This window comes from Chroococcidiopsis sp. (assembly GCF_051657925.1).
Lineage (GTDB): Bacteria > Cyanobacteriota > Cyanobacteriia > Cyanobacteriales > Chroococcidiopsidaceae > Chroococcidiopsis.
In genome coordinates this window covers 24,033-30,846 of record NZ_JBOFLP010000352.1, presented here as the reverse complement: position 1 = coordinate 30,846, position 6,814 = coordinate 24,033, and the positions used below count along the sequence as shown (strand labels likewise).

Annotated in this window: 5 protein-coding genes; 1 reads left to right on the top strand and 4 read right to left on the bottom strand. The window is 44.8% G+C overall.

Annotated features, from left to right (window positions below):
- The 4 genes from ACRC32_RS28305 to pruA all read right to left on the bottom strand — a co-directional run.
- Nucleotides 1-889, bottom strand: an 889-nt coding sequence (locus ACRC32_RS28305) for an ArnT family glycosyltransferase (RefSeq protein ID WP_438557102.1), incomplete at its 3' end; no start/stop codon positions are given.
- Between the two features lie 4 nt (nucleotides 890-893).
- Complete coding sequence (locus tag ACRC32_RS28300) at nucleotides 894-1,355, bottom strand: GNAT family N-acetyltransferase (protein ID WP_438557101.1); 462 nt, start codon at nucleotides 1,353-1,355, stop codon at nucleotides 894-896.
- A gap of 78 nt (nucleotides 1,356-1,433) precedes the next feature.
- Nucleotides 1,434-2,000: a Uma2 family endonuclease gene (locus tag ACRC32_RS28295; RefSeq protein ID WP_438557105.1), complete on the bottom strand. Its 567-nt coding sequence runs from the start codon at nucleotides 1,998-2,000 to the stop codon at nucleotides 1,434-1,436.
- A gap of 221 nt (nucleotides 2,001-2,221) precedes the next feature.
- On the bottom strand, nucleotides 2,222-5,254 hold the full coding sequence (gene pruA, locus ACRC32_RS28290) for an L-glutamate gamma-semialdehyde dehydrogenase (RefSeq protein ID WP_438557100.1): 3,033 nt from the start codon (nucleotides 5,252-5,254) through the stop codon (nucleotides 2,222-2,224).
- A 376-nt stretch (nucleotides 5,255-5,630) separates the two neighbouring features.
- Here pruA and ACRC32_RS28285 point away from each other — a divergent pair, with 376 nt between their 5' ends.
- Entirely contained in the window at nucleotides 5,631-6,713 is a 1,083-nt protein-coding gene (locus tag ACRC32_RS28285; RefSeq protein ID WP_438557099.1) for a class I fructose-bisphosphate aldolase, read from the top strand.
- The last annotated feature ends 101 nt before the right edge of the window (nucleotides 6,714-6,814 follow it).

Below are 6,814 nucleotides of genomic sequence, written 5' to 3'. Positions count from 1 at the left end.
TCCAAGCATCGAGGGTATTGAGGGCGGGATCGCCTTCAGCTATGGCAGAATCTACCGTGGCTCGTTTTCCTCCAGTTAGAATCAGCAACCAATTTGTCCGATACCAAGGCATAAACACGATCGCAGATAGAAGTAGAGCGATCGCAAATTGGCAGATTCGCCGAATATTGCGTTTGCGGATCGCTTCAACCCCAGCCCAGACAACTGGTGTTAGCAAAAAAAACAATGCCGTTTGCTTAACTAACAGCGCCATTCCCAAAGAAATACCGAATGCGATTGTCCAAAACCAACTTTGAATTCGGAATTCGGAATAGACGCTGACGCTACACTGCGTGAACGGAATTCGGAATTTGTTTTGACTTTCGACTTTTGACTTTTGACTTTTATTTTGACTTTTCCAGACCGTCAGACACCAAAAACATAGCATCACGACAGCCGTAAGGGGATAATCGAGTAAAAAGTCTAGCCGTAATTTATATAATCCTGGGATGAGTTGACATATGCCAGCTGCCCATAATCCGACTTCGGCGCTAAATAGTTGTATCCCTAGTCCGTAGACGGAAATAAGCAGGATAGCACTAAAAAATAGATTGACCAACGTAGCGCGATCGCCGCCAGTGCCAAAAATTAGTTGGGTAATAGCCGCAGCAATCTGCGCTAGGGGAGGGGCTTTTGTGGAAAGCTGCCAAAAATCCGTCCACCAATCGCTACTGAACCACTGGGGCTGTTGTAGTGCTTGCCAGTAATTTAACGAACTCGTCAGATATTCTGCCCGATCCCAATCTGGAACAGAACGATCGCAGGCAAACCAGATGCGATCGATCGCTACTCCCGCTAACCATATCAGCAGGAGAATGAGTAAATGGTGCTGTTTGAATTTAGCTAACACGAAATCAATAGGTTGAGCCTAATTTCTTCCTCATTTTGACATGGGGAATGCCAGCTTCTTCAAATACTGCTCCCTCTGGCTCAAAACCTAGTTTTTGATGCAATCCCTGGATGTATTCTTGGGAGTGGATGACGACTTCTTGCATCTTCTTTTGAACTGCAAGCGCGATCGCTTTTTCCATAATTAACTTACCAATACCCTTCCCTCTAGCAATTGGCAAGACGGCTAGTCTCTCGATTTTTGCCGTGCGATCGTCTAAATATCTAATTCTAGCAGTACCAAGCGGTTGACGATCTAGGTAAGCAATAATTTGGTCTGAGATTTCATCTTTGCCATCAAAATCTAATTCTGGCTCTATCCCCTGTTCTGATTGAAAAACTTCTGTTCTAACCGATCGCATCGCTAAAAAATCTTCCAGCGATTCAGCAACTTTAATTATTAAATTTTTATCAAAAATACTTGACATCTACTCAAGATAATTTCATTTACTCTAGATTAACTTCAATAACTTTGTGTCTTTGCGGCTTTGCGCGAGCGATTTATTTTAAGCAAATAAGGATGCAATTGCACAAATAAAATTAGGTAACAGCGGCGAATTTAGCTCATCTCCACTCATCAAAGTTGCCACTAAATTTAGTACTGCTTTTTCTCGTCGATAAACTTCAACCTGTTGCTTACGCCAATCTACAATCCAATACTCTCTGACTCCTCTGGCTGAATAAAGCTTGAGTTTCAATTCGCGATCGCGCTTCTCATTTTCACTACCAGCTGATAGTACTTCTACTACTAACTCCGGTGCAGCGGTTAAATGTCCGGCTTCATCTAATAAGACAGATAATCTTTCATTGCTAGCCCACACTATATCGGGAATAACAGCGTCAGTGTTGGAAAAGATTACCCTAGGAGCAGGTACAACTTCTCCTAATCCTGTAGTTTGCGACCATAGACCCAATACAATAATAATTCTGGCACAAGCGTTTTGATGTTTCCAATGTGGCGCTCTGGTCACAAATAATTCCCCGTCGATAATTTCATAGCGGTTGCCGTTATCTGGAAATAACTCTAAATCGGCGGTTGTCCAGATGACTCTATCGGTTATGGGTAAATTCATGAGCAAGTCAAAAGTCAAAAGTTAAAGGTCAAAAGTCAAAAGTCAAAATTATGAACCTACGCTATACGGACATATTTTGATTTCATTTGTTATATAAATTAAACGTGTAAAAGCTTACCAGGTATTCATTTGTATCCAAAATTTGAAGAAGAGCGAGTTTATCAAAAATTTTGAATGGAAACAAAGATTATTGGTGAACCCGCTCCTACAATGATATCGATCTATTCTGCGCCTTCGATGGGAGCAAAACCCTGACGCTGAACGTTTTCCGTGACTGTACGCGGCTCCAAGAATTGTAATAAATAATCGGGACCACCAGCTTTGGAACCAACTCCAGACATTTTGAAGCCGCCGAAGGGTTGTCTGGCAACGATCGCCCCTGTTATCGTGCGGTTGATATACAAGTTACCCACTTCAAACTGTTCCTGTGCCATCTGGATGTGAGATGGGGTACGAGAATACAGTCCCCCCGTCAAGGCGTAGTCAGTACCGTTAGCAACGGCGATCGCCTCTTCAAAGTTCTTCACCCGAATTACCGCTACCACGGGACCAAAAATCTCTTCTTGGGCGATCGTGGCTGTGGGAGGCACTTCGGTAAAAATAGTAGGGTTGACAAAATAGCCGTTATCTGAAGAGGGAATTTCTAACGCTACTTTTGCTTCTTGTCGCCCTTGCTCGATATACTCGCGGATACGGGCTTGAGCGTTCCCATCAATCACGGGACCGACTTGAGTACTGGGTAATTCTGTTGCACCGATGTTGAGCGATCGCGTCGCTTCTACCAAGCGGTGAATGAAAGTATCGTAAACCGAATCTAAAACAATTACCCTGGATGCAGCCGAACACTTTTGTCCGCTGTAACCGAAAGCCGATTGCACCACACCCACCACGGCTTGGTCTAGATCTGCACTTTCATCGACAATCATCCCATTCTTACCACCCATCTCAGCGATGACACGCTTCAGGTGCTTTTGTCCTGGTTGAACTTTTGCCGCTTCAGCATAAATCCGACAACCCACTTCGCGGGAACCTGTAAATGCAATCAAGTGCGTGTCGGGATGGTTTACCAAGTGCGCCCCAACTTTAGAACCTTTCCCAGGAACAAATTGATAGACACCTTTGGGAAATCCTGCTTCAACCAAAATTTCCGTTAATTTTGCTGCAATGACTGAAGATGTTTCCGCAGGCTTGAGGAGAGTACAGTTTCCTGCTACCAGCGCCGCTACAGTCATTCCAGTGGCGATCGCTAAAGGAAAATTCCAAGGAGAAATCACCACCGCAATTCCCCTCGGTTGGTAAAGGTAACGGTTTGTTTCCCCTGCCACGTCGTAGTTATAACCTGCATCTAATCTTTCCATTTCCGCCGCATAATAACGACAGAAATCGATCGCCTCCGATACCTCTGCATCAGCTTCTTTGACAGGCTTACCAACTTCTAGCACGATCCAAGCTGATAGTTCGGCGCGGCGGAGTTCCATCAAATCGCCAGCTTTACGCAAAATACTTGCCCGTTGTTTGGCTGGGGTATTTTTCCACCCAGGAAACGCCGCCTTCGCCGCTTGCATTGCCTGTTCTGCTTGTTCGACGCTTAGGAGTCCGACTTTTCCCACCACCTCGCTGAAATTTGACGGATTCACAGAATCAATAATTTCTTCTGTAGAAACGTACTCGCCATTAACCAGGGGTAAATAGGTTTTGCCAAATAGCTGTCGCACTTGTTGAAAGGCTTGTTGTGACTGTTCTCTCGCCTCGACTGCGGCATAATCGGTGTCAGCAGCAGGACTGAAGGGGTGAGGAGTGAGGAGTGAGGAGTGAGGGGACGATCTTCTTTCCGACTCCCGACTCCCGACTCCCGACTCCCGACTCCCTGCTCCCTGCTCCCTCAAAATAGGTGGTACAATCAATTCCTCAATCGGACGTTCTTCCAAATTTTGACGCAGGAAGGAACTATTTGCAGTATTTTCCAATAAACGACGAATCAAATAAGCCATGCCAGGTAAAAGTTCGCCGTAGGGACAATATACCCGTACCCGATAACCGCGATCGCTTAACGCTTTAGCCAGTTTATCGCCCATGCCATACAGAACTTGCATTTCAAAGCGACGACGAGGAATTTTGAGATTTTCAGCGATCGCGATTGCATGGGCTTGCGATCGCACGTTATGGCTACCTATTGCCGAATAGATGTATTCGTGATTTTCTAGCAACAACTGAGTAATTTTTTCAAAGTTCAGATCGGTAGCTGCTTTGTCGTTAAATACGGGTTGCTGCCAGTGCTTTTGTTCGGCTTTAATCGTTTCTTGATCCCAATAAGCACCTTTAACCAGTCTTACAGTTAACGGATAGCCTCGCTGTTTTACCCAAGCGATTAAATCCTGCGTATCTCGTTCGCTATCGCGCAAATATGCTTGAACTGTGACACCAACATCCGTACGACTGCGAAATTCTTCTTCTTGAAGGACTTGTTTTAAAATAGAAAAAATCAGGTCTTTGTAAGCGTATTGTTCCATATCAAAATGGATCGATACGCCTAATTCTTTGGCTTTTCTTAACACGGTACGGATGCGATCGCTAACTCTTGCTGCACTACCCGCTGCATCCAACGGATCGAACTGAGAGTAAAACGCCGTCAGCTTTACTGAAACTTGTACCTGTGGCAAAGCTTCTCCATCAGCTTCGTCAATTTGGGCAACTGGTTTCCAATTCTTACTAGCTGCTGCTAGTTGTGCCATTAAATCTAAATAGCGTTCTAAATATGACTGCGCTTCCGCTTCTGTAATGACTGCTTCACCCAAAATATCGATGGTGAACGCCATTTTTTCCTTCCGCAGCCGTTCGATTGTCTTTAATGTCTGCTGAATATTTTCTCCAGCAATATATTTATGCGCTAAAGTTTCTACAGCTGTAGATACTGTCGTGGCTGCTACCTGCCCAGGCATAGAATCTGGGTTAGCAAAATTGAGCATTCCTTTTAAGGCAGTAGGAAGTTCTACCGACTCATCGCCAAGGTATTCTTGCAAATGGCGAGCAATTTCTGGCTTACTCCGTAAAGCAGGCAAACAGTCAATAAAACGAAATAGCTGCACCCGCAACCCAGGATTACTCATTGCCCAGGCGAGTAACTTGTCATCCCAGCGCATTTGGTCGCGAATTGAGGCAAAAAACGAACGATTTTCTCGCGTCGCCGCTAACAGTTGTTTGGCGATTTCTTGTGTCTTTGGTTCGTAGGTGGTTGGTTGTGCTTGTAATACCACAGATGGCAGACTCCCAGTTTAAGGCATTGAGGCAATTCGATTTCGATCTACGTGCGATAACTTGAGAGCGATCGCTCCCCTATTGAAAGGTTTTCACTCCCTCTTAACTTGATTTGTAGCATAAATAACTTTTTTCAGTTATGAGTCATTATGTTTGCTCTACTTACCAATCACTTATCTTCTCAGCTCTTCATAAGTTACGTTTTAATAATTACAAGTTTGACAAAAAATGAATTCTAACTAGCGAAAGGGAAGGCACTGAAAACCAGAAATCAAAAGCGCTAGCGAAGAAGATCGGAAACCGTCCAAATGGAACAGCGCAAGCAATGTTGATTATTGTCAGAATGAGAGTTGAAACTCATTGAGGGAAATTGCTATGACTGCTACGCTGTCTGCACCCCAAGCGATTGAGTCTTGGTTGGGTCAAGAAGCAGAAGATCTCCTCACCTACAAAGCTAAGGTTCCCAAAGATTTATTACATTTGCCTAGCCCAGACGCAGTAGATCGAATTTTTAGCATGAGCGATCGCAATCCTCAAGTATTGCGCAGCCTTCAGCAACTCTACTCTCACGGGCGATTGGCAAATACGGGTTATCTTTCAATTTTGCCAGTAGACCAAGGGATCGAACACTCCGCAGGGGCTTCGTTTGCACCCAATCCGATGTATTTCGATCCAGAAAATATTGTTAAATTGGCAATGGCAGCCGAGTGTAACGCCGTTGCTACCACGTTGGGCGTTTTGGGAATAGTTTCTCGCAAGTATGCCCACAAAATCCCCTTCATTGTCAAAATCAATCACAACGAGTTACTCACTTTTCCCAATCAATTCGATCAAGTTTTGTTTGGTTCGGTCGAGCAAGCTTGGAATTTAGGAGCTGTGGCAGTTGGGGCTACAATATACTTCGGTTCGGAAAACTCTACGCGCCAAATTCAAGAAATTAGCCGTGCTTTTGCCCGCGCCCACGAATTAGGAATGGCAACAATCTTATGGTGCTATTTGCGTAACAACGCCTTTAAACAAGACAAAGATTATCACTTAGCTGGCGACCTCACCGGACAAGCAAACCACATCGGTGTCACGATTGAAGCCGATATTATTAAGCAAAAACTACCGGAAGTCGATCGCGGTTACGAAGCTGTTGCTAAAGCTAGCGGCAAAAGCTACGGCAAAACTAACGAAAGAATCTACACCGATTTAACGAGCGACCATCCAATCGATCTCACCCGCTACCAAGTTCTCAATTGCTACAGCGGACGAGTGGGATTAATTAACTCTGGTGGTGCTTCTGGGAAAAATGATTTTGCCGAAGCTATTCGTACGGCTGTAATTAACAAACGGGCTGGCGGTTCTGGCTTAATCTCCGGTCGCAAAACCTTCCAACGCCCTTTTGAAGAGGGAGCCAAGTTATTCCACGCGATTCAAGATGTTTACCTCTCTCCAGAGGTATCGATCGCATGACACGCTAGAAGTTAGAGCGATTGGAAATCGCGTCTACACAAACCAAGTCCGCGCAGGCGGACTTGGTTTGTGTAGTCCTAGACTTCTAGTCTGAGAGTTAT